This window comes from Streptomyces sp. NPDC059917, from assembly GCF_042730635.1.
GTDB lineage: Bacteria > Actinomycetota > Actinomycetes > Streptomycetales > Streptomycetaceae > Streptomyces.
This window is the reverse complement of the sequence record NZ_JBHWLC010000057.1, coordinates 25,983-50,585: the sequence shown is the minus strand read 5'-3', so window position 1 is coordinate 50,585 and position 24,603 is coordinate 25,983. Positions and strand designations below refer to the sequence as shown.

The 24,603-nt window shown below is 73.7% G+C and carries 25 protein-coding genes and 1 tRNA gene; 15 read left to right on the top strand and 11 right to left on the bottom strand.

The window, feature by feature from the left end:
- Positions 1-49 precede the first annotated feature (49 nt).
- A tRNA-Leu gene (locus tag ACFWAR_RS28230) sits at positions 50-134 on the top strand.
- Between the two features lie 137 nt (positions 135-271).
- Here the strand turns inward: ACFWAR_RS28230 and ACFWAR_RS28225 are convergent.
- The 4 genes from ACFWAR_RS28225 to ACFWAR_RS28210 all read right to left on the bottom strand — a co-directional run bounded on the left by ACFWAR_RS28225 (position 272) and on the right by ACFWAR_RS28210 (position 6,594).
- Entirely contained in the window at positions 272-1,759 is a 1,488-nt protein-coding gene (locus ACFWAR_RS28225; protein ID WP_385782804.1) for an amino acid permease, read from the bottom strand.
- Positions 1,760-1,987: 228 nt separating this feature from the next.
- The gene (locus ACFWAR_RS28220) at positions 1,988-3,538 is read right to left on the bottom strand and encodes an APC family permease (protein ID WP_385782802.1); all 1,551 of its coding nucleotides are present in this window, start codon (positions 3,536-3,538) and stop codon (positions 1,988-1,990) included.
- Between the two features lie 54 nt (positions 3,539-3,592).
- Positions 3,593-4,546 (bottom strand): hypothetical protein, encoded by a 954-nt coding sequence (locus ACFWAR_RS28215; RefSeq protein WP_385782799.1) that lies wholly within the window; start codon positions 4,544-4,546, stop codon positions 3,593-3,595.
- A gap of 392 nt (positions 4,547-4,938) precedes the next feature.
- Positions 4,939-6,594, bottom strand: a complete 1,656-nt coding sequence (locus ACFWAR_RS28210; protein ID WP_385782797.1) for an FAD-binding dehydrogenase — start codon at positions 6,592-6,594, stop codon at positions 4,939-4,941.
- Between the two features lie 95 nt (positions 6,595-6,689).
- Between ACFWAR_RS28210 and ACFWAR_RS28205 the strand changes: the two genes are divergently transcribed.
- From ACFWAR_RS28205 to ACFWAR_RS28170, 8 genes are all read left to right on the top strand, one after another.
- Positions 6,690-7,217, top strand: a complete 528-nt coding sequence (locus ACFWAR_RS28205; RefSeq protein ID WP_385782828.1) for an NUDIX hydrolase — start codon at positions 6,690-6,692, stop codon at positions 7,215-7,217.
- A 55-nt stretch (positions 7,218-7,272) separates the two neighbouring features.
- Positions 7,273-7,671, top strand: coding sequence for a YidH family protein (locus tag ACFWAR_RS28200; protein WP_385782794.1), 399 nt, complete (start codon positions 7,273-7,275; stop codon positions 7,669-7,671).
- A complete protein-coding gene (locus ACFWAR_RS28195; RefSeq protein ID WP_385782791.1) occupies positions 7,653-7,994 on the top strand; it encodes a DUF202 domain-containing protein in 342 nt (113 codons plus the stop codon). Before ACFWAR_RS28200 ends, ACFWAR_RS28195 begins: the two co-directional genes overlap by 19 nt.
- Positions 7,995-8,110: 116 nt before the next feature.
- The gene (locus ACFWAR_RS28190; RefSeq protein ID WP_385782788.1) at positions 8,111-8,407 is read left to right on the top strand and encodes a hypothetical protein; all 297 of its coding nucleotides are present in this window, start codon (positions 8,111-8,113) and stop codon (positions 8,405-8,407) included.
- A 163-nt stretch (positions 8,408-8,570) separates the two neighbouring features.
- Positions 8,571-9,482, top strand: a complete 912-nt coding sequence (locus ACFWAR_RS28185; RefSeq protein ID WP_385782786.1) for an MBL fold metallo-hydrolase — start codon at positions 8,571-8,573, stop codon at positions 9,480-9,482.
- A 169-nt stretch (positions 9,483-9,651) separates the two neighbouring features.
- Positions 9,652-10,686 (top strand): phosphotransferase family protein, encoded by a 1,035-nt coding sequence (locus tag ACFWAR_RS28180; protein WP_385782783.1) that lies wholly within the window; start codon positions 9,652-9,654, stop codon positions 10,684-10,686.
- Positions 10,687-10,697: 11 nt separating this feature from the next.
- Positions 10,698-11,945, top strand: coding sequence for an acyl-CoA dehydrogenase family protein (locus tag ACFWAR_RS28175; RefSeq protein ID WP_385782780.1), 1,248 nt, complete (start codon positions 10,698-10,700; stop codon positions 11,943-11,945).
- A 162-nt stretch (positions 11,946-12,107) separates the two neighbouring features.
- Entirely contained in the window at positions 12,108-12,746 is a 639-nt protein-coding gene (locus ACFWAR_RS28170; protein WP_385782778.1) for an acetate uptake transporter, read from the top strand.
- Positions 12,747-12,776: 30 nt separating this feature from the next.
- Here the strand turns inward: ACFWAR_RS28170 and ACFWAR_RS28165 are convergent, their stop codons facing one another.
- From ACFWAR_RS28165 to ACFWAR_RS28155, 3 genes are read right to left on the bottom strand one after another with little or no spacing between them, the layout of a single operon-like run.
- Positions 12,777-13,451: a TetR/AcrR family transcriptional regulator gene (locus ACFWAR_RS28165; RefSeq protein ID WP_385782775.1), complete on the bottom strand. Its 675-nt coding sequence runs from the start codon at positions 13,449-13,451 to the stop codon at positions 12,777-12,779.
- A gap of 56 nt (positions 13,452-13,507) precedes the next feature.
- Positions 13,508-15,256, bottom strand: coding sequence for a class I adenylate-forming enzyme family protein (locus tag ACFWAR_RS28160; protein ID WP_385782772.1), 1,749 nt, complete (start codon positions 15,254-15,256; stop codon positions 13,508-13,510).
- The gene (locus tag ACFWAR_RS28155) at positions 15,253-16,092 is read right to left on the bottom strand and encodes an SDR family oxidoreductase (RefSeq protein ID WP_385782770.1); all 840 of its coding nucleotides are present in this window, start codon (positions 16,090-16,092) and stop codon (positions 15,253-15,255) included. The genes ACFWAR_RS28160 and ACFWAR_RS28155 overlap by 4 nt, the downstream gene beginning before the upstream one ends.
- Before the next feature lie 111 nt (positions 16,093-16,203).
- Here ACFWAR_RS28155 and ACFWAR_RS28150 point away from each other — a divergent pair, with 111 nt between their 5' ends.
- From ACFWAR_RS28150 to ACFWAR_RS28135, 4 genes are all read left to right on the top strand, one after another.
- On the top strand, positions 16,204-17,457 hold the full coding sequence (locus ACFWAR_RS28150; RefSeq protein WP_385782767.1) for an exo-beta-N-acetylmuramidase NamZ domain-containing protein: 1,254 nt from the start codon (positions 16,204-16,206) through the stop codon (positions 17,455-17,457).
- A 154-nt stretch (positions 17,458-17,611) separates the two neighbouring features.
- Complete coding sequence (locus ACFWAR_RS28145; protein ID WP_385782765.1) at positions 17,612-18,952, top strand: serine-threonine protein kinase; 1,341 nt, start codon at positions 17,612-17,614, stop codon at positions 18,950-18,952.
- Positions 18,953-19,091: 139 nt separating this feature from the next.
- Positions 19,092-19,634: a hypothetical protein gene (locus tag ACFWAR_RS28140; protein WP_385782762.1), complete on the top strand. Its 543-nt coding sequence runs from the start codon at positions 19,092-19,094 to the stop codon at positions 19,632-19,634.
- Entirely contained in the window at positions 19,631-20,455 is an 825-nt protein-coding gene (locus ACFWAR_RS28135) for a 3-keto-5-aminohexanoate cleavage protein (RefSeq protein WP_385782759.1), read from the top strand. Before ACFWAR_RS28140 ends, ACFWAR_RS28135 begins: the two co-directional genes overlap by 4 nt.
- Here ACFWAR_RS28135 and soxR read toward each other — a convergent pair.
- The gene (soxR, locus tag ACFWAR_RS28130; protein WP_385782756.1) at positions 20,437-20,895 is read right to left on the bottom strand and encodes a redox-sensitive transcriptional activator SoxR; all 459 of its coding nucleotides are present in this window, start codon (positions 20,893-20,895) and stop codon (positions 20,437-20,439) included. The two genes, ACFWAR_RS28135 and soxR, sit on opposite strands and share 19 nt — an antisense overlap.
- A 120-nt stretch (positions 20,896-21,015) precedes the next feature.
- On the opposite strand from soxR, the gene ACFWAR_RS28125 reads away from it, so the two are divergent.
- Entirely contained in the window at positions 21,016-21,477 is a 462-nt protein-coding gene (locus tag ACFWAR_RS28125; RefSeq protein WP_354383576.1) for a MaoC family dehydratase, read from the top strand.
- A gap of 44 nt (positions 21,478-21,521) precedes the next feature.
- On the opposite strand, the gene ACFWAR_RS28120 is transcribed toward ACFWAR_RS28125, so the two are convergent.
- From ACFWAR_RS28120 to ACFWAR_RS28110, 3 genes are all read right to left on the bottom strand, one after another.
- A complete protein-coding gene (locus ACFWAR_RS28120) occupies positions 21,522-22,148 on the bottom strand; it encodes a TetR/AcrR family transcriptional regulator (protein WP_385782753.1) in 627 nt (208 codons plus the stop codon).
- A 72-nt stretch (positions 22,149-22,220) separates the two neighbouring features.
- The gene (locus tag ACFWAR_RS28115; protein WP_385782750.1) at positions 22,221-22,535 is read right to left on the bottom strand and encodes a YiaA/YiaB family inner membrane protein; all 315 of its coding nucleotides are present in this window, start codon (positions 22,533-22,535) and stop codon (positions 22,221-22,223) included.
- Positions 22,536-22,631: 96 nt separating this feature from the next.
- The gene (locus tag ACFWAR_RS28110; RefSeq protein ID WP_385782747.1) at positions 22,632-23,789 is read right to left on the bottom strand and encodes an acyl-CoA dehydrogenase family protein; all 1,158 of its coding nucleotides are present in this window, start codon (positions 23,787-23,789) and stop codon (positions 22,632-22,634) included.
- Between the two features lie 72 nt (positions 23,790-23,861).
- On the opposite strand from ACFWAR_RS28110, the gene ACFWAR_RS28105 reads away from it, so the two are divergent.
- Positions 23,862-24,506 carry a TetR/AcrR family transcriptional regulator gene (locus tag ACFWAR_RS28105; RefSeq protein WP_385782744.1) on the top strand — a complete coding sequence of 215 codons (645 nt, stop codon included), beginning with the start codon at positions 23,862-23,864 and terminating at the stop codon, positions 24,504-24,506.
- Positions 24,507-24,603: the final 97 nt, after the last annotated feature.

Genomic DNA, 24,603 nt, shown 5'->3' with positions numbered 1-24,603 from the left:
ATGTTTTCCCTGTCGGAACGGCCCGCGAGGGCCGCGAGACAGACACCTTGTCCGGGTGGCGGAATGGCAGACGCGCTAGCTTGAGGTGCTAGTGCCCTTTATCGGGCGTGGGGGTTCAAGTCCCCCCTCGGACACAAGTGAAGGACCCCGCTCCGGCGGGGTCCTTTTTCGTTGTCCACCGAGTCCACCGAGTCCGCCGAAGCGGTGGGGACGCGCGCAGGGCCCCGCCGTGGTCGGCGGGGCCCTGCGCGCTCGTGCGCCGCGGGTGCGGTCAGTCGCGCTGCTCCGCGGCGGCCCGTTCCCGGTCCGTGGCGATCTCGGCGACCCGGCGGCGGACCATGAACCAGCCTCCGACCAGGGCCGCGGCGATGAGCGGGAGGAAGAGGATGGTGCGGCGGCCCACGCCGCCGTCGCTCCACATCAGGACCAGGACGACGACCAGGAAGACCAGGGTCACGATCTGCGTGTACGGGGCCCAGGGCAGCCGGTAGGACGGGCGCTCCACGCGGCCCTCGCGGGCCCGGCGCCAGAAGTGCAGCGAGCAGAGCATGACCATCGCCCAGGTGCCCAGGATGCCGATGGAGGCGAAGTTCAGGACGATCTCGAAGGCGTCGTCGGGCATGAAGTAGTTCAGGCCCACGCCCATGACGCCGAAGGCCGCGGTGAACAGCACCCCGCCGTAGGGGACCTTGCCCCGGTTCATCCGGGCGGTGAACTTCGGCGCGGAGCCGGACATGGCCATCGAGCGCAGGATGCGGCCGGTGGAGTACAGGCCGGAGTTCAGGCTGGAGAGGGCCGCGGTCAGGACGACCAGGTTCATGATGCCCGCGGCGCCGGGGATGCCGAGCTTGTCGAAGACCGTGACGAAGGGGCTCTGGTCCGCGGAGTACTCGGTGTACGGCAGGAGGAGCGCCAGCAGGACCACGGAGCCGACGTAGAAGACGCCGACGCGCCACATGATCGAGTTGATCGCCTTCGGCATGATCTTCTCGGGGTTCTCGGTCTCGCCCGCCGCGACGCCGCACAGCTCGACGGAGGCGTACGCGAAGACGACGCCCTGGATCACCAGGAGCATGGGGAGCATGCCCGCGGGGAAGATCCCGCCGTTGTCGGTGATGGAGCCGAGGCCGGGGGTGTGCCCGTCGATGGGGTGGCTCGTGGCGACGAGGTAGATGCCGACCAGGAGGAACGCGACGAGGGCGCCGACCTTGACGATCGAGAACCAGAACTCCATCTCGCCGAAGTACTTCACCGAGATCAGGTTCACGGTGAGGACCACGGAGAGGGCGATGAGCGCGAGGATCCACGACGGGATGTCGCTGAACATCGACCAGAAGTGGGCGTAGGTGGCGGCCGCGGTGATGTCGGCCACGGTGGTGGTGGACCAGTTCAGGAAGTACAGCCAGCCCGCGGTGTACGCGCCCTTCTCACCCATGAACTCGCGCGCGTAGGAGACGAAGGCTCCCGAGGACGGTCGGTAGAGGACCAGCTCGCCCAGGGCGCGGACGACGAAGAAGGCGAAGACGCCGCACACGGCGTAGGCGATCGCGAGCGAGGGCCCGGCGTTCGCGAGGCGGCCTCCCGCACCGAGGAACAGGCCGGTGCCTATCGCTCCGCCGATCGCGATCATGTTGATGTGGCGGGACTTCAGGTCCTTGCTGTAACCCTCGTCACCGGCGTCCACGTGAACGGGCTGGGCGGACGCCTTCGGTGCGGCAGGGGCGCGGGACGCGGCCTCTTCCAGGGTGCGGTCACTCATCTATGACTTCGCCTTCGTGGGGTGGACAGGCAGGTCCGGGCCGCCGCGCAGGAGGGCTGGGTGGTCTCGCCTGTGCCCGCGGTCCGGATTTGATCGCCCCAGGAGACCATGTCCGTCGTGCTCCGGCCAAAACCACCGCTTTACCTGCCAAGGCCCCCGGCTCCCCTCGAAAGGGGTACCGGGGGCCTTGGCGGGGCGTGTCGGGCGTACGTCGCCGGGTCGGGCGGGTCAGGCGTGCGGGGTGGCCTCCGCGGCCTGGTCGAGGCGGAAGGCCTCGTTGCCCAGGCCGATCCGGGCGTGCACCTCGGGGCGCCGGGAGCGCAGGAGCGCTCCGTACGCCAGGCCGCCCACGGCGGCGATCCCGATGATCGCGGGCAGTGCCCAGCTGAGCGCGGAGCCCTCGCCCGCGCTGACCAGGACGCCGAAGTCCTTGACGGTGTAGCCGGCGATGCCGAGCAGGGCGAGGCCGGCGGCGCCCGCCGCGACCAGGCGCCAGACCTGGGCGGAGGCGGTTCCGCGGCGGACGAAGAAGGCGATGACGGCGAAGGAGGCGGTGGCCATCAGGAGGGTGATGCCGAGGGCGCCGACGCTGCCCATCCAGGTGAACAGGTGCAGGACGGGGGCGGTGGGGTCGCCCACCGGGGCGTCGTCGGTGAGGGCGAAGCCGAGGACGACCACGGCCGAGATGCCGGTCTGCAGCAGGGACCCGGTGCCGGGAGCGCCGGTGCCCGCGTTGGTGCGGCCGAAGGCGGCCGGGAGCAGGCCCTCGCGGCCCATGGCGAAGGCGTAGCGGGCGACGACGTTGTGGAAGCTGAGCATGGCCGCGAACATGCCGGTGACGAAGAGCACGTGCACGACGTCGGTGAAGGCGGTGCCGAGGCGGGCCTCGGTGAGCTGGAAGAGCAGGCCGGGGCCGGCGTCGGCGGCGCTCTTGACGACCGCGGAGGGGCCGGTGGCGACGGTGAGGGCCCAGGCGCTCAGCGCGAAGAAGAGGGCGACGAAGCCGACGGCGAGGAACATGACGCGGGAGACGATGATGTGCGGCTTGCTGGTCTCCTCCGCGTAGACCGGGGCCTGCTCGAAGCCGACGAAGGCGGCGATGCAGAAGCACAGGGCGGTGCCCAGGCCCGGGCCGCTGAGGGTGGCCGGGTCGAAGGCGTGCAGCGAGAGGCCCTCGGCGCCGGGCTTGCCGAGGGCGGCGAGGTCGAAGATGACGACGAGGGCGCACTCGATGAGGATGAGGACGCCGATCACCCGGGCGTTGAGGTCGATCTTGAGCCAGCCGAGCGCGCCGGTGGCGGCGACCGCGAGGAGGGCCGGTATCCACCAGGCCACCTGGAGGTCGAGGTAGGTGGTGAGGAGCCCGGAGACCTCGAAGCCGAGGATCCCGTACACGCCGACCTGCATCGCGCTGTAGGCGACGAGGGCGACCATGGAGGCACCGGCGCCCGCGGTGGCCCCGAGGCCGCGCGCGATGTAGGCGTAGAAGGCTCCGGCGTTGTGGACGTGCCGGCTCATCTCGGCGTAGCCGATGCTGAACAGCGCGAGGACGACGCCGAGGATGACGAACAGCAGCGGCTGGCCGACGATCCCCATGACGCCGAAGGTGGTCGGCATCACGCCGGCCACCACCATCAGGGGGGCGCTGGCCGCCAGTACGGAGAGCAGCAGTCCCGCGGTGCCGAGGCGGTCCGCGCGCAGGGCCCGGTCCTGGCCCTTGTACGTGCGGATCTCGGCCGCGCTGCTGCGCGGGGACGTGGTGGAACTGCCCGTCGCCATGGCGGGGGTCCTTTCGGAGAGGGAAGTTCGGGGGACGTGCGCGGAGCGGAGGGTTCAGGCGGAGCCGAGCGCGGCACTGCGCGCGGCGAGGAAGGCCTTGTGCGGGTCCAGGTCCGGGTAGGACCAGGGGGCCCTGGTCGCGTGGCTCCCGATCCGTTGGAAGAGCGCGGCGGCCTCGGCGGGGCGGCCCTCGCAGAGCTTGGCGTGGGCCAGGAAGTTGAGGTCGACGCGGTTGCGCGGGTGGTCCTCGCGTTCCCATTCGAGCCACCAGTCGAAGGCGGAGCGCAGGACCTGGCGGGCCCGGCGGCCGGACCAGTGTTCCGCGGCCGCGGCCGCCGCCGGGCCGCCGCCGTGGCCGGCGGCCAGGACGCGGTAGCGCTCGGCGTGGGCGATGACGGGGAGGACGGCGAGCGGCGAATCGGCCGGTGACTCCTCCGCCGCCCAGGCGGCGAAGTCGTAGACCTCGTGGAGCGGGTCGTGGCCGGTGCCGGGGAGGCGTTCGGCGAGCCGGGCGACCATGACGTGGTGCGCGTGGTGGTGTTCCCGGTGCCGGGCGCGGACCTGGTCGAAGTGGCGGCTGAACTCCTCCTCGGTGCCGAAGGCGCGGGAGAGCAGCAGCAGGCCGAGCCAGGGGGTGGGGTCGGCGGGGAACAGGGCGGCGGCCCGGCGGCAGGCCTCGTCCGCCGCTTCGGGGGTGCCCTTGCGGCGCAGGGCGGTGAAGACGGCGGCGCAGGCGAGCAGGGTGGCGGCGTCGGCGCTCTCCGGTTCGGCGAGCAGCCACTCCCGGGCCCAGGCGGTGGCGGCCGGGGTCTCGGCGAGGACGACGACGCGGTGGCCGCGGCGGTCCCAGTCGTCGGCGGTGGCCGCGAGCAGGCTCCGGGCGGTGGCCCACCGACCCTGGGTGAACTGGGTGCGCACGTCGACCAGTTCCGTGTCGCACAGGGCCGGATCGAAGAGCTGGGCGGCGCGTTTGCGCGAGCGGCCGAGGGGCGGCGGAGGCGGAGACATCCGCGGTTTCCCTCCAGAACGCGAGCGCGGGTCGACGAGCGGTGGATGATCACGCACAGCAAACCGGTAGGCACAGCTCCGCGTCAAGGTCCAGTCCACTGGGTGGCGAGTTTCAACTGGTCAGCAACGTGGCGGAGTTGGGGCGGTTGTGCCGATTCGGTGCCCGCGCGCGCCGGTGCGCGCGGGCACGCGGGGCGTCCGCATGGCGAACTCCGACGACATGCCGCCGTCCGTGCTGGGCTTTCCCCGGACCTCACGCGACCGCCCGGTCGCCGCGGTCGCGAGGGGCGCGAGGACCGCGGCGGCCGGTTTGTTGGCCGGATATGGAGCAGCGGGCGAGTGCGGCGCCCCGGTGGCCCGGTGGCGGGGCCCCGGGGCCGGCGGCCCGCGGGTCAGGCCACCGCCTTCGCCGCCGCGCGGCCCGCCGCCCGGCCCGAGAAGATGCAGCCGCCGAGGAAGGTGCCCTCCAGCGCGCGGTAGCCGTGCACCCCGCCGCCGCCGAAGCCCGCGGCCTCGCCCGCCGCGTAGACCCCGGGCAGCGGTTCGCCGTCCGCGCCGAGCACGCGCGAGGAGAGGTCGGTCTCCAGGCCGCCGAGGGACTTGCGGGTCAGGACGGAGAGCCGCACCGCGATCAGCGGACCCGCCTTGGGGTCCAGGATCCGGTGCGGGGCGGCGGTACGGATCAGCTTGTCGCCGAGGTACTTGCGGGCCCCGTGGATGGACATGACCTGGAGGTCCTTGGTGAAGGGGTTGGCGATCTCGCGGTCGCGGGCGGTGATCTCGCGGCGCAGCGCTTCCTCCTCGATCAGGCCCTCCTTGGTGATCGCGTTCATGCCGCGGACCAGGGCGCCGAGGTCGCGTTCGACGACGAAGTCGGCGCCGTTGTCCATGAAGGCCTTGACCGGCCCGGGGACGTCCTGGCGGGCCCGGTTGATCACCTCGCGGACGGACTTTCCGGTGAGGTCGGGGTTCTGCTCGGAGCCGGAGAGCCCGAACTCCTTGCCGATGATGCGCTGGTTGAGCACGAACCAGGTGTGGTCGTGGCCGGTCTTCATGATGTGGTCGAGGGTGCCGAGGGTGTCGAAGCCGGGGAAGAGCGGTACGGGCAGCCGCTTGCCGGTGGCGTCGAGCCAGAGCGAGGAGGGGCCGGGCAGGATCCGGATGCCGTGCCGGGCCCAGATCGGGTTCCAGTTCTCGATGCCCTCGGTGTAGTGCCACATGCGGTCCTTGTTGATGTGGCTGGCGCCGGCCCGCTCCGCGATGCCCAGCATCAGGCCGTCCACGTGGGCGGGGACCCCGGACAGCAGTCGCTCGGGCGGGGTGCCGAGCCGCTCGGGCCACTGGGCGCGGACCAGGTCGTGGTTGCCGCCGATGCCGCCGGAGGTGACGATGACCGCCTGGGCGCGCAGTGAGAAGGAACCGGTGGCCTCGCGGCTGCTCGCGGTGCCGCGCTCGGCGTCGGAGGGCTCCAGGACCTCGCCGGTGACGGTGTCGAGGGTCCCGGCGGTGCGGGAGAGGCCGGTGACGCGGTGGCGGAACCGCAGCTGGACCAGCCCGCGGGCCACCCCGGCCCGGACCCGCCGCTCGAAGGGTTCGACCAGCCCGGGGCCGGTGCCCCAGGTGATGTGGAAGCGGGGTACGGAGTTGCCGTGGCCGGTGGCGTCGTAGCCGCCGCGCTCGGCCCAGCCGACCACGGGGAAGAAGCGGACGCCGAGCCGGTGCAGCCAGGGGCGCTTCTCCCCCGCCGCGAAGTCGACGTAGGCCTCGGCCCAGCGGCGCGGCCAGGCGTCCTCGGGGCGGTCGAAGCCGGCGGTGCCGAACCAGTCCTGGAGGGCCAGGGCGTGGTTGTCCTTGATGCGCATGCGGCGCTGCTCGGGGGAGTCCACGAAGAACAGGCCGCCGAAGGACCAGTGGGCCTGGCCGCCGATCGACCGCTCGGGCTCCTGGTCGAGCAGGATGACCTTGCGGCCCGCGTCCACCAGCTCGGCGGTGGCCACGAGGCCCGCCAGTCCGGCGCCGATCACGATGACGTCTGCGTCGTACCCCATGCGTTTTCCGTCCTGACCTCGGTGGATGGGACAGATCCTTGGCTACCTCGCGGTAACCAGTCAACACCGGTGCTTGGATGGGATGCATGAACGCGATGGATCCGGCGGACGAGGTACTGGACGTGGTGGACCGCGAGGACCGGGTCACCGGGCGGGCGCGGCGGGGCGAGGTGTACGCCCGGGGGCTGCTGCACCGCTGCGTGTTCGTGCGGGTCAGGGACGCCGAGGGGCGGATCTTCGTGCACCGGCGGACCGCGTCGAAGCTGGTGTTCCCGTCCCGCTACGACATGTTCGTGGGCGGGGTGCTGGGCGCGGGCGAGGACTACGCGGGGGCCGCGCTGCGGGAGGCCGAGGAGGAGCTGGGGGTGAGCGGGTTGGCGCGGCCGACGCCGGTGCTGAAGTTCCTGTACGAGGGCGAGGGCGGGGCCTGGTGGTCGTACGTGCACGAGGTCCGGTGCGACCTGCCGGTGCGCCCGCAGGTCTCCGAGGTGGACTGGTACGCCTTCGTGGACGCGGCGGAGGTGGCGCGGCGGGCCGCCGACGGGTCCTGGCCGTGGGTGCCCGACGGGTTGGAGGCGTACCGGCGGCTGGAGGAGCACCACCGGGATCGGGCGCGGGGGTAGCGGATCCGCCGGGGCGCTCCCCCGATCACCGGAGGTCGGACAGTAGATTGGTCGGATGATCGACTTCGTGAGGGACGTGCGCCTCTGGTTCGCGCCGCGGCGGCTCCGGGACGAGGGTGCGACGCCCGACTACCGGTTCTCCCTCGCCAACGAGCGGACCTTCCTCGCCTGGATCCGCACCGCGCTGGCCCTGGTGGGCGGCGGGTTCGCGGTGGACCAGTTCCTGCCGGACCTGCGCTGGGCGGTGCGCGTCGGGGTGGCCTTCGCGCTGCTGGCGGTGGGCGCGGCCTGTGCGCTGCGGGCGGTGAACCACTGGGTGCGCTGCGAGCGGGCGATGCGGCGCGGCGAGGACCTGCCGCTGTCGCCGTTCCCGGTGGTGCTGAGCCTGGGGGTGGGGCTGGTCGCGGTGGCGATGGTGGTGGTCATGCTGCTGGGTTGGACGACCGGGCGGTGAGCGGGGCCGGGGCCGCCGCGCCCGTGCGGGATCCCGGGTTGCAGCCCGAGCGCACCCGGATGGCGTGGCGGCGCACGACGCTCAGCGCGTCGGTGGCCGCGGTGCTGGGGGTGCGGCAGGTGCTGCACGGGCCGGGGACGCCGGTCGCGGTCGCCGCGACCGTGCTGATCGTGCTGGTCTGGCTGGCGTTCCTGCGGGGGGCGCACCGCAGGATGGCGGAGCTGGCGACCGGGCGGCCGCCGGGACTGGCGCCGCGGGCCGCGCTCGCCGTCACCCTGTGGACGGTGGCCCTGGCGGTCTTCGCGATGGCCCTGATCGTCTGAGGGGCCTCGACCGGGGGCGGGCACCCGCCGGTGCGATGATCCGGCTTCTCCGCGGCGCGGTGACACAGGGGTGACGGAACGGGAGATACCACCCGATCCCCACTAGCCTCGGCGCCATGATGACCCTGCACCACGAGCACGCGACGCACGACCACTCCCACGGCCCCGGCTGCGGGCACGCGCCGGTCGAACACGGCGACCACGTCGACTACGCGCACGACGGCCACCTGCACCGGGAGCACTCCGGGCACTGGGACGAGTGCGAACCGGCGGGTCACGTGCCGCACACCGGGCACGACCACCGGCACGGCGCGGACTGCGGCCACGAGTCGGTCGCGCACGGCGACCACGTGGACTACGTGCACGACGGCCACCGGCACGCGGAGCACGACGGCCACTACGACGACCACTGACGAGCGCTGACGACCGCGGACGACCGCTGCCGACTGCTGCCGGTTGCCGACGTCCGTCGACGACCGCCGGGGCTCCCGTTCCGCGGTGACCCCGCCCTCCCCCGGGTCCGCGCGGGCTGGCAGGATGCTGCCCGCCCGTCAAAGCGACCCGGGGAGAGCGCAGATGACCTCAGAGAAGCCCTACCTCGTCCAGCCGGCGCCCGGCGTCTTCGCCTACATACAGCCCGACGGCGGCTGGTGCCTGAACAACGCCGGCTTCGTGACCGGCGGCGGGCGGAGCCTGCTCGTCGACACCGCGGCGACCGAACGCCGGGCCCTGGCCCTGCGGGACGCCATCACCTCGACCGGGTCGCCGCTGCCGCGCACCGTGGTCAACACCCACCACCACGGCGACCACACCTACGGCAACGCCGTGTTCACCCCCGAGGCGCTCGTCCTCGGCCACGACCGCTGCCGCTCCGAGCAGTTGGACGCGGGACGCCAGCTCGAACTGATCTGGCCGGAGACCGACTTCGGCACCCTGCCCATCACCGCGCCCGACCTCACCTACAGCGAGCGCGCCACGGTGCACGTGGGCGACACCGAGGTGGAGGTGATCCACCCGGGCGTCGCGCACACCGTCGGCGACTCGGTGGTGTGGCTGCCGCGGCAGCGGACCGTCTTCACCGGGGACCTGGTCTTCGCCGAGGGCACGCCCTTCCTGGCCATGGGTTCGCTGGCCGGCTCGCTGCGGGCGCTGGAGCTGCTGCGCGCCCTGGACGCGGAGACCGTCGTACCGGGCCACGGGCCGCTGACGGACCCGTCGGCCTACGAGGCCACCGAGCGCTACCTGCGCTACGTCGACCAGCTCGCCCGGGAGGGCCAGGAGCGGGGGGACACCCCGCTGGAGGTCGCGCGGCGGGCGGACCTCGGGGAGTTCGCGCTGTGGAGGGAGAGCGAGCGACTGGTGGCCAACCTGCACCGGGCCTACGCGGAGCTGGACGGCGGCGTCCTCGGGGAGCCGCTGGACATCATGGCGGTGCTGCGGGACATGACGGTGATGAACGGCGGGGTTCCGATCGCCTGCCACGCCTGACGGCGGGGGCGCGGCGGCCACGGCCGCGGGGCGAAGTTTCGGTCCGCACTCTGGACGGCATACCGACCGGTCGGCATGATGGCTGCGAGACATGCGCGCCACCTGAGCGCGCACCCGACCGCGCACCCGACCGGGCACCTCCCGCCCCTTCCGTACGGAGGTCCGCACCATGACCACACCACCGGCCGCCGACCCCCGGGGCCTCGACCTGGAGCGGCTGCGCGCCCACCTCGACCGCGAGCGCCCCGGCCTGGTGTCCGGGCCGCTGAGCGGCCGGCTGATCGAGGGCGGCCGGTCGAACCTCACCTACGAGCTCACCGACGGCGCCGCGCGCTGGGTGGTCCGGCGGCCGCCGCTCGGGCACGTCCTGGCCACCGCGCACGACATGCGCCGCGAGCACCGGGTGATCGCGGCGCTGCACGGCACGGCGGTACCGGTGCCCGGGGCGCTGCTGCTCTGCGAGGACGAGTCGGTGCTCGGCGCGCCCTTCTACGTCATGGAGTACGTGGAGGGGGTGCCCTACCGCACGGCGGGCCAGCTGGCCGCCCTCGGCCCCGAGAGGACCCGCCGGGCGGTGCTCGGCCTGGTGGACACCCTGGTCGAGCTGCACGCGGTGGATCCGCGGGCGGTGGGCCTGGAGGACTTCGGCCGCCCCGAGGGCTTCCTCGACCGGCAGCTGCGGCGCTGGGGCAAGCAGCTGGCCGCCTCCCGGGGGCGCGAGCTGGCCGGCATCGACGAGCTGCACGGCGCGCTCGGCCGGGCCCTGCCCGACTCCCCCGCCGCCACCGTGGTCCACGGGGACTTCCGGCTCGACAACGTGTTGATCGGCGGGCCGGACGACACCATCCGGGCGGTGCTGGACTGGGAGATGTCCACCCTCGGCGATCCGCTGACCGACCTCGGGCTGCTGGTGATGTACAGCTCCGACCTGGGGCTGACCGAATCGCCGGTGAGCACGACGAGCGGGGCTCCGGGCCATCCGGCGCCGGCCGAGCTGATCGAGCGGTACGCCGCCCGTTCGGGCCGGGACACCGGGGCGATCTCCTGGTACACGGCCTTCGCCTGGTTCAAGCTCGCGGTCATCCTCGAAGGCATCCACTACCGCTACACCCTCGGCCAGACCGTGGGAGCGGGTTTCGACCGGATCGGCGAGCTGGTCCCGGTCTTCATCGCACACGGTCTGACCACCCTCCAGGAAGGCTGAGGCACGCGCCCATGGACTTCGCATTCGACGCCCGGACCGAGGAACTCCGCGAGCGGTTGCTCGCGTTCATGCACGAGTACGTCTACCCCGCGGAGTCGGTGGCGGCCGAGCAGCGGGCCCGCCTCGCCTCGCCCTGGGACACCCCGGCGGTCTTCGGCGAGCTCAAGGCCGAGGCCCGCCGCCAGGGCCTGTGGAACCTCTTCTTCGTGGAGGGGCAGGACGGGCACGGCGCGCCGGGCGAGCGGTACGGCGCCGGGCTGACCAACCTCCAGTACGCGCCGCTCGCCGAGATCACCGGCCGCAGTCCGCACCTGGCCCCGATGGCCACCAACTGCGCGGCCCCGGACACCGGGAACATGGAGCTGCTGGCCCAGTTCGGGGACGACGAGCAGAAGAAGCGGTGGCTGGAGCCGCTGCTGGCCGGGGAGATCCGGTCCGCGTTCGCCATGACCGAGCCCGAGGTGGCCTCCTCGGACGCCACGAACGTCGAGACCCGCATCGAGCGCTCCGCGGACGGCGGGAGCTACGTGGTCACCGGGCGCAAGTGGTACATCTCCGGGGCGATGAACCCGGACTGCAAGGTCTTCATCGTGATGGGCAAGACGGACCCGGACCACGCCGATCCGCGCCGCCAGCAGTCGATGATCCTCGTGCCGCGGGACGCTCCGGGCGTCGAGGTCCGGCGCGCCATGAGCGTGTACGGCTACCAGGACCACGACCACGGCGGTCACGCCGAGGTGGTCTTCGACGGCGTGCGGGTCCCGGCCTCCCACCTGATCGGGGACGAGGGCAGCGGCTTCGCCATCGCCCAGGCCCGGCTCGGTCCCGGTCGCATCCACCACTGCATGCGGCTGATCGGGATGGCGGAGCGGGCCATCGAGCTGATGTGCCGGCGCGCCCTGTCCCGTACCGCCTTCGGCAAGGAGCTGGCCGCGCAGGGCGTGGTGCAGAACTGGATCGCGGACGCCCGGGTGACCGTGGAGCAGCTGCGGCTGCTGGTGCTGAAGACGGCCTGGCTGATGGACACGGTGGGCAACCGGGGGGCGCACACCGAGATCCAGGCCATCAAGATCGCGACCCCGCGCGCGGTGGTCGGGATCCTGGACCAGGCGGTGCAGCTGCACGGAGCCGGCGGGGTCAGCCAGGACTTCCCGCTCGCGGAGCTGTGGGCGGCCGCGCGGACGCTGCGGCTGGCGGACGGCCCCGACGAGGTGCACCAGCGGTCGCTGGCGCGGCGGGAGCTGAAGCGGTACCGCTGACGCGCGGGCGGCGGCCGGGGGCACGGGGCGGGCGGGGCCTGCGGGGCCTTCCGGCCCGCGCCCCGGCGGCCGTTCGGGCCGCGAGGGGGACGTTCGACTGGTCTGGACCATCACGAAGGTCCGATATATTCGATAGATCCCCCATCGAAAGTGCCTCTCGTCATGCCTAGCTCCACTCTGGCCCCGGCGCCGGTGACCGCCGCCCCGGTCGCCGCGCCCGCCACCGCGCCCGCCGCCCCGGCGGCCCGGGTCGCCAACCCCGGACCGCTCGGTCTGGCCGCCTTCGCACTGACCACCTTCGTGCTCAGCCTCTTCAACTCGGGCCTGATCTCGAACGCGGCGCTCAGCGCCGTCGTGCTCCCGTTGGCGCTGTTCTACGGCGGTCTGGCGCAGTTCGTCGCGGGCATCATGGAGTTCCGCCGCGGCAACACCTTCGGGACCACGGCGTTCGTCTCGTACGGCGCCTTCTGGATGTCCTTCGCGGGCTACGTGAAGTTCGTCGTCCCGACCCTGCCGGCCGACCAGGCGCACGTCGCCACCGGCTGGTTCCTCGTGGCCTGGTTCGTCTTCACCGCCTACATGTCCGTCGCCGCGCTGAAGCTGGACGTGGCGCACCGCCTGCTGTTCGTCTCGCTGGCGCTCACCTTCCTCTTCCTCGCGCTGGGCGACCTGACCGAGGTCACCGCGCTCGGCCACACCGGCGGCTTCCTCGGCCTGCTGACCGCCGGCATCGCCTGGTACATCTCCTTCGCCGTGGTGGCCGAGGACACGTGGGGCCGCAAGGTCCTCCCGCTGGGCTGATCCCGGCGGCGGGTGCCACGGCTCGACGGTCTACGGACGCAGCGAGCGCAGCAGCAGGTCGGCGAGGTGATCGGCGACCTGCTGCGGCGTGAGCGGACCGTCCTCGCGGTACCAGGTGGACAGGTGGTGGACGGACCCGAAGTGGTAGTCCACGATCAGGTCGGCGGGGGTGACGGCGGCGAAGACCCCGCTCAGCTGGCCCTCTTCGACCAGGGCCCGGAAGCGCTCGTGGTAGCGCCGCCGCTCGGCCCGCACCTGCTTGTACTTCTCCGGGCTGAGCTGGTGCATCGACCGGAAGAAGATCATCGCGTCGTCGAGGTTCTCGATCGTGGTGACCACCACGTCGGCCGCGGCCGCCCGCAGCCGCTCCTCGACGGGCGCCGCGGAGTCGGCGATCGCGTCGAGCCGCTGCTGCTGCAGGCGCAGCATCCGCGCGTACACCTCGTGCAGCAGGTCGTCCTTGGATCCGAAGTAGTGGTAGAGGGCGCCCTTGGTGACCCCTGCCGCCTCGACGATCTCCTGCACGGAGGTGCGGTCGTAGCCGCGCTCGGCGAAGAGCCGGGTCGCGACGGCCAGCAGCCGCTGCGGGACCGGCGCGTCCGGCGCCGCGGCGCCGTCCTTGGGCCGCGCGGACCCGCCCGGCGGGCGCGTGGACTCCTGCGGGCGCGTGGACTCCTGCTGCCGCGCCGGCTCCCTGGTTTCCATGGCCTTCGCCTTCCCTTCGCCTTCACCTTCGAACGCGACGCGCCCACCGCTGGTTTTCAGCCGCGCTCGCGCAGTTCCCGTCGCAGGATCTTGCCACTGGTCGTCTTCGGGAGAACAGGCAGTATCTCGACCTGGCGCGGGTACTTGTACGCGGCGATGCGCTCGGCGCAGTACGCGGACAGTTCGGCGGGCTCCACGGACATACCGGGGCGAAGGCTGACGTACGCCTTCACACTCTCCCCCCGATACGGGTCCGGAACGCCCACGACGGCGGCTTCGCGGACGGCCGGGTGCGTGTAGAGGAGGTCCTCGACCTCGCGCGGCCAGACCTTGAAACCGGACGCGTTGATCATGTCCTTCTTGCGGTCGACCACATAGAGCCAGCCATCCGCGTCCATGAAGCCGATGTCCCCCGTGCGCAGTTCGCCGTCCGGGAAGGCCTCGGCCGTGTCGGCGGGCAACCGCCAGTAGCCGGGCACCACCTGGGGCCCGCGGACGGCGATCTCCCCGCTCTCGCCGAGCGGCACCTCGGCGCCGCGCTCGTCGAGGATGCGCACGACCGTGTCCGCGCCCGGGACCCCGACGGAGAGGGTGCCGGAGGCCGGGTCGACCGGCGCTTCGAGGTGCGGGGGCACCGAGGCGCAGGGGGCGGTGCATTCGGTGAGCCCGTAGCCGTTGCGCAGGTAGAAGCCGAAGGCGGCGCGCAACCGCTCGACCAGCGCGGGCGGCAGCGGGGCCCCGCCCGAGGAGATCACCTCGAACGAGGCGAAGTGGTCCCGGGTGGCGCCCGGGTGGGCGGCGAGCGCCATGAAGGCGGTGGCCGGGCCGACGGTGTAGGCCGGGCGGTGTTCGAGGAAGGCGTCCAGGACCACGCCGGCGTCGAAGCGGTGGGCGAGGGCGAGGGTGCCCGCGTTGCGGAAGCAGGCCGCGAGTTCGCAGACCAGGCCGGTGATGTGGAAGAGCGGGGCGAGGGCGAAGTAGGTGGCGCCCTCGGGGACCGGGTGGGCGCTCACCTGGCGCTCCGCGTTGTGGGTGATCGCACCGTGCGGGTTCAGGGCGCCCTTGGGGGTGCCGCTGGTGCCGGAGGTGTAGCTGATGAGCGCGGTGTCGGCGGGGCCGGTGTCCGGGGCGGCGGGGGCGCGGTGGCCGCGGCCGGCCACCGCGAGGAAGTCCTCGGCGGTGCCGTCCGGCAGCGCCGGGTCCGGATCCGGGTCCCGGTCCTGGTCCGGGTCCAGGACGCGGGTGTCGCCGCGGGTCTGGAAGTCCAGGTCGCGGGCGGTGAGCACGGTGCGCACGTCCGTGCCCCCGACGGTCCCCGCCAGGTACGCCGCCCAGGCGCGGCGGTCGCAGACCAGCGCGGCGGCCCCGGAGTCGCGCAGGACGTGCGCCACCTCGGCCGACTTGTACATGGGGTTGAGCGGGACCACGACGGCCCCGACCTTCCAGGCGGCGAGGACGGCGAGCGCGAAGTGGGGGGTGTTCTGGAGCATGACCGCGACCCGGTCCCCCGCCCGCACCCCGCGCCCGGCGAGGTACCCGGCGACGGAGTCGGAGAGCGCGTCCGCCCCGGCGTAGTCGATCCGCGCGTCGAAGTAGGCGAGCGCGGTCCGGCCCGGGGCCCGGGCCACGGCGTCGCGGAAGGCGTGCAGCACCGTGGGCGGCGGGCTCACCGGCGCCCGCTGGGCGGCGGTGAGCCGGCCGAGCCAGGGGCGCGCGGCGTAGGGCGAGCCGGGCGGCGTCGGGTGCGGGGCCCGCGCGGGCCCTTCCCCGTGGGGCCGGGGGTCCTGGTGCGCGGGGCGGGTCACCGGGTCTCCCACTTCTGCTGGAGGTGGTTCATCCCGCTGAGCCAGCGGTCGGGGTCGGCGGCGCGGGCCGCGGCGTATCCGGCGACCTCGGGGTGCGGGAGGATCAGGAACCGGTCCTGGGCCATGCCGTCGAAGAGGGCGTCCACGACCGCCGCGGGTTCGATGGCGGTCGGCGCGAGCACCAGCTCGCCGGCGGAACCAGCGGCCGTCAGCATGTCGGTGCGCACTCCCTGCGGGCAGATGGCGTGGACCCGGATCCCGCGGTGGCGGTAGGTCAGCGACAGCCATTCGGCGAAGGCGAGTGCACCGTGCTTGGTGACACTGTACGGCGCGGCTCCGATCATGGTGAGGAGCCCGGCGGCCGAGACGGTGGAGACGAACCGGCCGCCGCCCCGCTCCAGCCAGTGCGGCAGCAGCGCGCGGGCCGCCCGGACGTGGGCCATCACGTTCGTCTGCCAGGCGGCGTCCCAGACGGCCTCGTCGGCGAAGGCGTCGCCGCCCGAGGCGAGCCCGGCGTTGGCGCAGTAGACGTCCACCGTGCCGCCCAGTGCCTCGCGGGCCTCGGCCACGACGGCCGAGGCGTCGCCGGGCAGCGCGATCGCCGACGGGCCGATCTCCCCGGCCACGCCCTCGGCCTTCGCGGGGTCGAGGTCGTTGACCACGACGGTCGCGCCCTCGGCGGCGAACCGGTGCGCGAGGGCGGCGCCGATCCCGCCGCCCGCGCCGGTGACGACGACGCGCGCGCCCTCGTACCCGCGCCGGTCGTCGGGCGTGCCGCCGTCCGGGCCCCGGTCGGGTTCGCGCCGTTCCTGCCGGCCGTGCTGCTCCGTGCCCACTGGATCCGCCCCTCGTCGCCTGCCGTCGCCCGCGCCGGATCGCGCCGGTCGACGGCAGACTAACCAGTCGGTATGCCGGGGTGGAAGGGTGCCGACGCCTAGCGTGGGCCGATGGATCTGTCGCGACGGGGACTGCTGGGAGTGGCCGGGGCACTGGGGGCCGCGGGCGCGGTGGGCGCCGCGGCGCCGGGGCCGGGGCGGGGCCGGACGCCGGGGCGGGTGGTGACCGGGCTGGAGCGGCTGATGGCCGAGGGGTACGGGCAGCTCGCCGGGCAGCGGGTCGGGGTGGTGACCAACCCCACCGGGATCACCGCCGACGCGCGCCACCTGGTCGACGTGCTGCACGCGGACGAACGGGTGCGCCTGGTGGCGGTGTTCGGGCCGGAGCACGGTTTCCGCGGGACCGCCCAGGCGGGCGGGTCGGAGGGGACCTCCCGGGACCCGGCGACGGGACTGCCCGTCCACGACATCTACGGCAAGAGCGGGCAGGCGCTCGCGGACGTCTTCACGGCGGCCGGCGTGGACACCGTGGTCTTCGACGTCCAGGACGTGGGCGCGCGGTTCTACACCTACATCTGGACGCTGTACGACTGCATGCGGGCGGCCGCGCTGGCGGACAAGGCCCTGGTGGTCCTGGACCGGCCCAATCCGGTGGGCGGGGCCCGGGCCGCGGGTCCGGTGCTGGAGCGGGCGTACGCCAGCGGCGTGGGCCGGGAGCCGATCGCGCTCGCGCACGGGATGACGGCGGCCGAGCTGGCGCTGCTGTTCAACGGCGAGTTCCTGGCGGCGCGGCCGGTGCGGTTGCGCACGGTCGCGATGTCCGGATGGCGGCGTCGGGACCGGTTCGGGGCGACGGGGTTGCCGTGGGTGCCGCCGAGCCCGAACGTGCCGACCCCGGAATCGGCGCTCGCCTACGCCGGGACCTGCCTGTTCGAGGGGACGAACCTGTCGGAGGGGCGGGGCACCACCACCCCCTTCCAGGTGCTGGGCGCGGAGGGCGTCGACCGGCGGTGGGCGCGGGAGGCGGACGCGTTGGGGCTGCCGGGGGTGTGGTTCCGGGAGGCGTACTTCACCCCGTCCTTCTCCAAGCACGCCGGGCGGGTGTGCGGCGGGGTGCGGCTGCTGGTGCACGACCCGGAGGCCTTCGACCCGGTGCGGACCGGGATCGGGCTGCTGGTGAGCGCGCGCAGCAGTTGGAGCGGCTTCGCGTGGCGCGCGGACCACTGGATCGACCGGCTGACCGGCTCGGACCGGGTCCGGCTGATGGTGGACGCCGGGGCGGGGGTCGCGGAGATCGCGGCGGACTGGGAGGCGGGGCTGGCGCGGTTCGCCGCGGTCCGCGAGAAGTACCTGCTCTATCCCTGAGGCGCGTGCCGGGGGGACCTGCCCGTGGGATCTGCCCCGGGGACCTGCCGCTGCGGTCCGTGCGGTCGCGGGGCTGGCCGGTCGGGGGCGCCCGCAGGATGCTGTCGGCACCGGCCGCGCCGCGGCCCGGCGGTGCGACGCGGAGGGGGACGTCATGGCGGGTGCGGAAGGGCCGGGCGCGGCTGCTGGGGCCTCTGGTGTGGGCGTACGCCCGTACGCGGAGCTGGTCTTCGACGCCGACGGGGACGTGGATCCGGCGTCCCGGGACGCGGTGGCCCGGCTGGACGCGACGGACCTGTTCGTCTTCGCGCACGGGTGGAACAGCGACCGGAGCACCTCCACCCGGCTCTACGACCACTTCTTCGCGCCGTTCCCCGGACTGCTGGGGGCGGGGGTGCGGCCCGGGTACGTGGGGGTGTTCTGGCCGTCGACGGCCTTCGCCGACGATCCGCAGCCGGACTTCGGACACCTGGGCGCGGTCGCGGACCCCGGGTACGCGGTGCGGTTGGATCCGCGGACGCGGTCGGCGCTCGGGGAGTTCTGGCCGGGCCGGGAGGCCGAGTTGGACCGACTGGCGCAGCTTCTCGAGGAACAGCCGGAGTCGGCCGCCTCCCTCATCGAATTCGGCGCCTTGATACGGGAGTTGAGCGGTACGGATGCTCCGGCGGGCCCGGGGGCGAGCGCGCCCGGCCCGGTGCCGCTGATGTTCACCGAGGACGTGCTGGTGGTGTGCCGGGCCTTCACGGAGGCACTGGCGCAGACCGGGGCGCTGGACGGCGCACCCCCGGCGGCGGGGGCGCGGGGCCTCTCGGCGGGATCCGCCGCGCACTCCCTCTGGAACGGCGCCAAGGAACTGCTGCGGCAGGCCGCCTACTACCGGATGAAGCACCGCGCCGGGGTCGTCGGCGAGCACGGGCTCGGCCCGGTGCTGGCGGGGCTGGGACGGACGCCGGGCGGCGGGACCGGCCCGCGGATCCACCTGATCGGGCACAGCTTCGGGGCGCGGGTGGTCTCCTTCGCGCTGCGCGGGCTGCCGGCGGCCGGACCGCGCCCCGTACGCTCGGTGACCCTGCTCCAGGGGGCCTTCTCCCACTACGCGTTCGCCTCCCGACTGCCGTCCGGGGCGGGCTCCGGCGACCTGCACGGTCTCCAGGCGAGGGTGGACGGACCGGTGGTCGCCTGCCATTCGAGCTTCGACACGGCGCTGAAGGTGTTCTACCCGCTGGCCTCCCGGATGGCCGGGGACGCGACCGGATTCGCGGGTTTCGACGCCCGGTGGGGTGCGCTCGGGCACGACGGCATCCAGGAGGTGCCCGGCTCGGCACGGCTGACCTTGGACGCGGCGCTGCGCGGCGGGCTGCCGACCGGTGGGTGCGTGAGCGTGGACGCGGCGTCCGTGGTGCGTCGCGGAGGGGCGCCTTCCGGGGCGCACAGCGACGTCTGCCACGAGGAACTGGCCCGTCTGGTCACACTGGCGGGGCGCGTGGGGCGCTGACTTCCGGCCATGTGCCACCCGCACGCCTCGACCGCCCCCGCATGCGCCCGCGCCCGGGCGGGCATGTTGGGCACATCAAGGACATGTGACGTCACTCGATGCCGTGTGCGGGCACGAGCGCGACGGAGGTGCAGGTGTGATGGCGGGTTTCCGTAGTCTGGCGTACCAGGTGCGCGACGCGGGCAACGACCGGGCCCTGCGGCGCCATTCACTGCGCCGCTGTCTGGAGCGTTTCGCCCCGTACGGGCACCGGGCGACCTGGTGGCACCTGTGCGACCGGCACGGGATAGGCCCCGACGACCGGGGCGCGGACCCGCTCAGGCTGGTCGCGGCCCTGGAGGAGCTGGAGGACGCGCGGGCGGTGTGGCTGGAGTACGAGCGCCACTTCGCCGAGCGTCGGCGCCGGGAGAAGCACGACGGGCTGCGGCGCCCGGAGTGGGCGTGGAGCGGCGAGGCGGTCGTGCGGTGCGCCGACCCGGACGTCCGCCCGGAGGGCGCGCTGGGCGAGGTGCTGCGGCGGCTGGTGAAGGCACTGGAGTCGGAGCCGGGCACGGCGTGCCCGGTGTGCGGGGACCAGGAGCTGCGCTGGAACGCCCCGGCCGGGCCCGGCCACTGGGTGGGACCGGTGTGCGCGGGCTGCGGGATCGTGGTGCCCAGACCCGCGCTCGCGGATTCGGCGTGACGGGCGCGGGTACGGGTGCGGGCACGGATGCGCGGGCGGTGCGGGGGGCCGGAGGCGTGCGGCCCGACCGGGTCCGCTTGCAGGTGTCGCTGAACGGGTCGCGGACCGCGGCCGACGGGGCCGCGGTGCCGATGTCCCCGCGGGCACTGGTGGAGTCGGCGCTGCGGTCGGTGGCCGCCGGGGCCGCGGAGGTGCTGGTGCGCCCGCGGACCCCGTGCGGGCGCGAGAGCCTGTCGCCGCGGGTGGTCGGGCCGGTGCTCCGGGCGCTGCGGGAGGGCGGGGTCGCGGTGCCGCTGGTGGTGTGCGCGAGCGTGGGCGCGGAACCGGACCCCGGGGCGCGGGTGGCCCGGGTGCGCTCCTGGGAGGTGCTGCCCGACCGGGCCGAGGTGCACTGCGCCGAGCCGGGGGCGGTGGACCTGGCGGCCGCGCTGGCGGAGCGGGGGGTGGCCGTGGACGCGGTGGTGCCGGCGGGCGTCGGGGGCGGCGCGGGGGCCGGGCCGCGGGTGGTCGCGGTGGCCGGAGCGGCGCGGCTGGTGGTGGAGGTGGGGGGCGCCGGTGCGGGGGGCGGAGGTGCGGGGGGCGGGGTGGACGGGAGTGGCGCTGGTGGGGTGCGCGAGGTGCTGGTGTACGGCCGTGACGGCGCCGCCTGGGGAGCCTTGCTCCGCGGCGCGGGGGTGGGGCCGCACCGATGGGTCCGGACCGGGCTGGGCGACGTACTCCTCTTGCCGGACGGTCGCCCGGCCCGTTCCAACGAAGAACTGGTGGCTGCGGCGCTGGGCCTGCTCGCCACCGGGACGCCCCGCTACTGGGGTGTGACGTAGAGGCGGGAACCGGTGATGCGGTCACCGAAGACGTCGTCCGGGTTGGACAGCACGCAGGTCTCCAGCGAGAGGCAGCCGCAGCCGATGCAGTCGCTCAAGTGGTCGCGCAGGCGCCCGAGTTGCTTGATGCGCTGATCGAGCTCGGCGCGCCAGTTCTCGGACAGCCGGGCCCAGTCCTCGTGGGTGGGGGTGCGCTCCTCGGGGAGCTGCGCCAGCGCCTCGCGGATCGTGAGCAGCGGGATGCCGACGCGTTGGGCGGCGCGCACGAAGGCGACCCGGCGCAGCGCGTCACGGGTGTAGCGGCGCTGGTTCCCCGCGGTGCGGCGGCTGCTGATCAGGCCCTTGGTCTCGTAGAAGTGGAGCGCGGAGACCGCCGCGCCGCTGCGCGCGGACAGCTGGCCGACGGTGAGTTCGTGGACTTTTTCGGGAATCTGCGGCACCGGGCCGAGCGTAGTCGGTGGCCGGGCCACGGATGCCCGGGGTCGTCCGTTGACAGGGGCGGGCGGTCCCAGCATGCTGAGCAAGCGCTTATTCGTTGACCGAGGGGCAGGGACACGCACATGGCCGAGCCGAGGATCTTCACGTCCGCCGAGGAACTGCGCGGGGGGATCGGTGAGCCGCTCGGGCCGAGCGAGTGGCTGGAGATCGACCAGAAGCGGGTCGACCTCTTCGCGGACGCCACCGGTGACCACCAGTGGATCCACGTGGACCCCGAGCGCGCGGCGTCCGGACCCTTCGGGACGACCATCGCCCACGGGTACCTGACGCTGTCGCTGCTGCCGAGCCTGGTGCCGCAGACGATGCGGGTCGAGGGCATGAAGATGGGCATCAACTACGGGGTCGACAAGGTCCGTTTCCCCGCTCCCGTGCCCGTCGGCTCGCGCCTGCGGTCCACCGCCGTGATCACCGAGGTCACGGAGGCGGGCGGCGGGGTGCAGGTCGCGGCGACGGTCACCATCGAGCGCGAGGGCGGCGACAAGCCGGTGTGCGTGGCGCAGACGGTGTCCCGCTACTACTTCTGAACCGACTTGGTGGGTCGGGGCGGTGGGGGCGCGCGGCCGTGGTGCTACGGGTGCGCGCCGACCATGCGGAGCACGAGGCCGGCGTAGAGGGCGCCGACCTCGTCGGGCGTGCGCTGACCGGCCGTGCTGAACCAGCGGGCCACGTCGATGCACAGCGACAGCACGGCGAGGGTGGTGCCCGGCACGTCCGGCACGTCGAACTCCCCCGCACCGACCCCGTCCGCGAGGATCCGGCGGACGGCGGCGTCGCTGCGTCGGCGCAGCGCCACGATTTCGGAGCGGTGCTCCGGAGCGAGAGCATCGAGCTCGTACTGGACCACCCGCGCGGTGGTGTGGTGCGCGGCGTGCCAGAGCACGAAGGACCGGACGGCGGCTTCGAGCCGCTGGGCGGCGGTGCCGGGCCCGTCCGCGGCGGTCTCCAGGATCTCCAGGGCCTTGTCGTGGCCGATCCGGCTGATCCGGTGGAGCAGCTCTTCCTTCGTCTTGTAGTGGATGTAGAGCGCGGCCGGGCTCATCCCGGCCCGCCCCGCGATGTCGCGCGTGGTCGTGGCGTGGTAACCGCGCTCGGCGAAGGCCTCGACGGCGGCGAGCAGCAGCCGGCGCGCGGCGTCGGGGGTGACCTCCGACCACGGCTGGTAGCCGCCGGTCGTCGCCTCGTCCGCGATGTCCATCGCCCGCTCACCCTCTTCGCCGTGCTCGTCCCCGTGTGGAAGTGAACACCTTACCGGAGGGTGAGCAAGCGCTTAGCGGTCCTGCGCGGGCTTCGGCGCCGACCGCGGCGAGAAGGGGTCGTACTCCGTCATGATCTTCTCCATCCGGGCCTGGTCGACCCGGGTGACGATCTGCGTCACCTCCTGGCGGTCACGGACCACCTTGGCGAGGGTGAAGGCGGAGGTGACGAGGTAGAGCACCGCGATGCCGAGGAAGGCCCGCACCCACGCGTTCGCCTCCAGGTTGTAGATCCCCAGGGCGACGGCCCCCATGGCGACGCCGAAGGAGGCGACGGCCTGGCCGTAATAGGCCCCCGTGTTCTGCTGCTTGACCGGTGTCTCGTTCATGGGTCCAGCATCGCGAGCGGGTGCGGCCGGGGTAATCCGCGCACGTACTCAGGTGCGTTCACCCCGGTACTCAGGCGCGGGGGCCCGCCGGACCGGTCAGAAGGCCGAAACCCCGGTCAGGGCGCGGCCGATGAGCAGCTTCTGGATCTGACTGGTGCCTTCGTAGAGGGTCATGACGCGGGCGTCGCGCAGCAGCTTCCCCGCCGGGTACTCGTCGATGTAGCCGTAACCCCCGTGCACCTGGAGGGCGTTGCTCGCCGCGCGCACCGCGGCCTCGGAGGCGAAGAGCTTCGCGGTCGAGGATTCGGCCGCGAAGGGCAGTCCGCGGTCGATGAGGTCGGCGACCCGCCAGGTGAGCAGTCGGGCCGCGTCCACGTCCACGCTGATGTCGGCGATCAGCTCCTGGACGAGCTGGTGGCCGGCGATCGACTTGCCGAACTGCTCGCGCTGGGCGGCGTACGCGAGCGCCGCGTCCAGCGCCGCCTGGGCGATGCCGACGCAGCCCGCGGCGACCGACATCCGGCCCTTGGCCAGCGCGGACATCGCGACCGAGAACCCCTTGCCCTCGGGGCCGAGCATCGCGGCGCCCGGAACGCGCACGTCGGCGAAGACGAGTTCGGCGGTGGCCTGGCCGCGCAGGCCGAGCTTGCCGTGGATCTCGCGGCGGGTCAGGCCGGGGCTGTCGGTGGGGACGAGGAAGGCGGAGATCCCGCGGTGGCCGGGCTCGTCGTTGGTGCGGGCGAAGACGAGGACGACGTCCGCCCAGGTGCCGTTGGTGATGAAGGTCTTGGCGCCGTTGACGGTGTAGGTGTCGGTGGCGGGGTCGTGTGCGGCGCGGGTGGTGAGGTTGCCCGCGTCCGATCCGGTGCCGGGCTCGGTGAGGCCGAAGCAGCCGAGGGCGTCACCGGAGCACAGGCGCGGCAGCCAGGCCCGCTTCTGCTCCTCGCTCCCCCAGGCGGCGACGGTCTTGGCGACCAGGCCGAGCGAGACGGAGACGATGCCGCGCACGGCGGAGTCGGCGCGGCCCAGCTCCTCGGTGACCAGGACGTAGGCGAGGTGGTCGCCGCCGGAGCCGCCGTACTCCTCGGGGACGGTCAGGCCGAGGAAGCCGACGGCGCCGAGCTTCTTGACGATGGCCCGGTCCACGCTCTCGGCGCGGTCCCATTCGGCGGCGTACGGCGTGATCTCACGGTCCGCGAAGTCGCGGGCGAGGCGGCGGACCGCGGTCTGCTCCTCGCTGAGTTCCAGGTTCACGGCCACTCCTCGACGACGGACCATTAAATTAGCACCGGTAGTTTAAGCGGGGCAGGCCCTACTATGTGCCGCATGGCCAGACCGCGCAAGCCCCTCCTCAGCAGAGAACGCATCGTCACGGCAGCCGGGGCGCTCGTGGACGCGGAGGGGCTGGAGGCGGTCTCGACCCGGCGGCTGGCGGCGGCCCTGGGGGTCAGCGGGCCGTCCCTCTACAACCACTTCCGCACCAAGGACCAGATCCTGGAAGCGGTCGCGGACGCGGTGAGCGCCCGGGTGGACCTGTCGATGTTCGAGGAGGGCGATCCGCGCGACTGGCGCACGGCCCTGGCCGACTGGGCGCACTCCTACCGGGACGCGCTGGCCGACCATCCGCACATCGTGCCGGTACTGGCCCGGGGGCCGGGGCGCCGACCGGCCGGACTGCGGGTGGCCGACGCGGTGTTCGGCGCGATGACGGCGGCGGGGTGGCCGCCCGCGCAGGCGACGCGGATCGGCGCGCTGATGCGGTACTTCATCCTGGGTTCGGCGGTGGCCTCGTTCGCCGGGGGCTTCGTGGACGACGAGGCGGCGTACGACCCCGCGGACTACCCGCACCTGGGCCAGGCCCACCTCCTGGCCGAGCGCCAGCGCGAGGTCGACCAGTCCGCCTTCGAAACGGGCCTGACGGCCCTACTGGACGGCCTCACCCTCCAGTACGAGGCCCTGCGGACCGCGTAGCCGACGCGGCGGGCGCACGGCCACCGGGTGCATGCCGCCCGGGGGCGCGGGCCGAGCCCAGCCCCCACCAGCCCCACCTGCCCCACCAGCCCCGTCG